The sequence below is a fragment of the Streptococcus sp. GMD4S genome (genome assembly GCF_000296955.1).
The window spans coordinates 1-1,441 of record NZ_AJRE01000502.1 but is presented as its reverse complement, the minus strand read 5'-3'; the positions used below and the strand labels follow the sequence as shown (position 1 = coordinate 1,441).

Here is a 1,441-nt window from a genome sequence, read left to right as displayed (position 1 = left end):
AGAAGAAAAAAAGAACCTTGCAAGGCAAGATTCTTTTAGTGTCTGACTTAAATAATTGTTCTTCTGGGAACTTAATCGAATTAAGCTTCGATTTCTGTAACCATACCTGAACCAACAGTACGTCCACCCTCACGGATAGAGAATGTAGTACCTTGTTCTACGGCGATTGGGTGGATCAACTCAACGTCGATAGTCACGTTATCACCAGGCATTACCATTTCAGTACCTGCAGGAAGTTCGATTGAACCTGTAACGTCAGTAGTACGGAAGTAGAATTGTGGACGGTAGTTGTTGAAGAATGGAGTGTGACGTCCACCTTCTTCTTTAGTAAGGATGTAGACTTCACCTTTAAATTTAGTGTGTGGGTTGATTGAACCTGGTTTAGCGATAACTTGTCCACGTTCGATTTCGTCACGTTGAACACCACGAAGAAGGACACCTACGTTATCTCCAGCAAGACCTTCGTCAAGTTGTTTACGGAACATTTCAACACCAGTAACAACTGCTTTTTGAGTTTCTTCTTTGATACCAACGATTTCGATTTCGTCGTTGACACGAACAGTACCACGGTCGATACGTCCTGAAGCAACTGTACCACGTCCAGTGATTGAGAATACGTCCTCGACTGGAAGAAGCAATGGTTTTTCAGTGTCACGTTCTGGTTCTGGGATGTACTCATCAACAGTGTTCATCAATTCCATGATGATGTCTTCGTATTTAGAGTCACCTTCAAGAGCTTTAAGAGCTGAACCTTGGATAACTGGAAGATCGTCACCTGGGAAGTCGTATTCTGACAAGAGGTCACGGATTTCCATTTCAACCAATTCAAGCAATTCTTCGTCGTCTACCAAGTCAATTTTGTTCATGAAGACGATAAGGTGTTTAACACCAACCTGACGAGAAAGAAGGATGTGCTCACGAGTTTGTGGCATTGGTCCGTCAGTTGAAGCTACTACAAGGATAGCTCCGTCCATTTGAGCGGCACCAGTGATCATGTTTTTAACGTAGTCCGCGTGTCCTGGAGCGTCGATGTGAGCGTAGTGACGTTTTTCAGTTTCGTACTCAACGTGCGCAGTGTTGATAGTGATACCGCGTTCGCGTTCTTCTGGAGCAGCATCGATAGACGCATAGTCTTTAGGTTGGTTAACTGCTGAAGGCAAGCGACGTGCCAATACAGTTGTGATAGCTGCAGTCAAAGTAGTTTTACCGTGGTCAACGTGTCCGATAGTACCAATGTTAACGTGTGGTTTACTACGATCGTATTTTTCTTTTGCCATTTGAGTAAAAGCCTCCAATAAAATATATTTTATAGATAGACAGTAGGCAATACAGTCTAACTTTCCTTACTATTTTATCAAATTTCTGCTAAATTGCAAGTGTTTTACACATATTTTGTGAATTAATCTAAATCTTATCAAATCCTGTTCTTCTGCTTCTTTAT

The 1,441-nt window shown here is 41.9% G+C and carries 1 protein-coding gene; it reads right to left on the bottom strand.

All coding sequences use genetic code 11. The annotated features are described in order from the left end of the window. Positions 1 to 80: 80 nt before the first annotated feature. Entirely contained in the window at positions 81 to 1,277 is a 1,197-nt protein-coding gene (gene tuf / locus GMD4S_RS12115) for an elongation factor Tu (RefSeq protein ID WP_001040720.1), read from the bottom strand. Positions 1,278 to 1,441 lie beyond the last annotated feature (164 nt).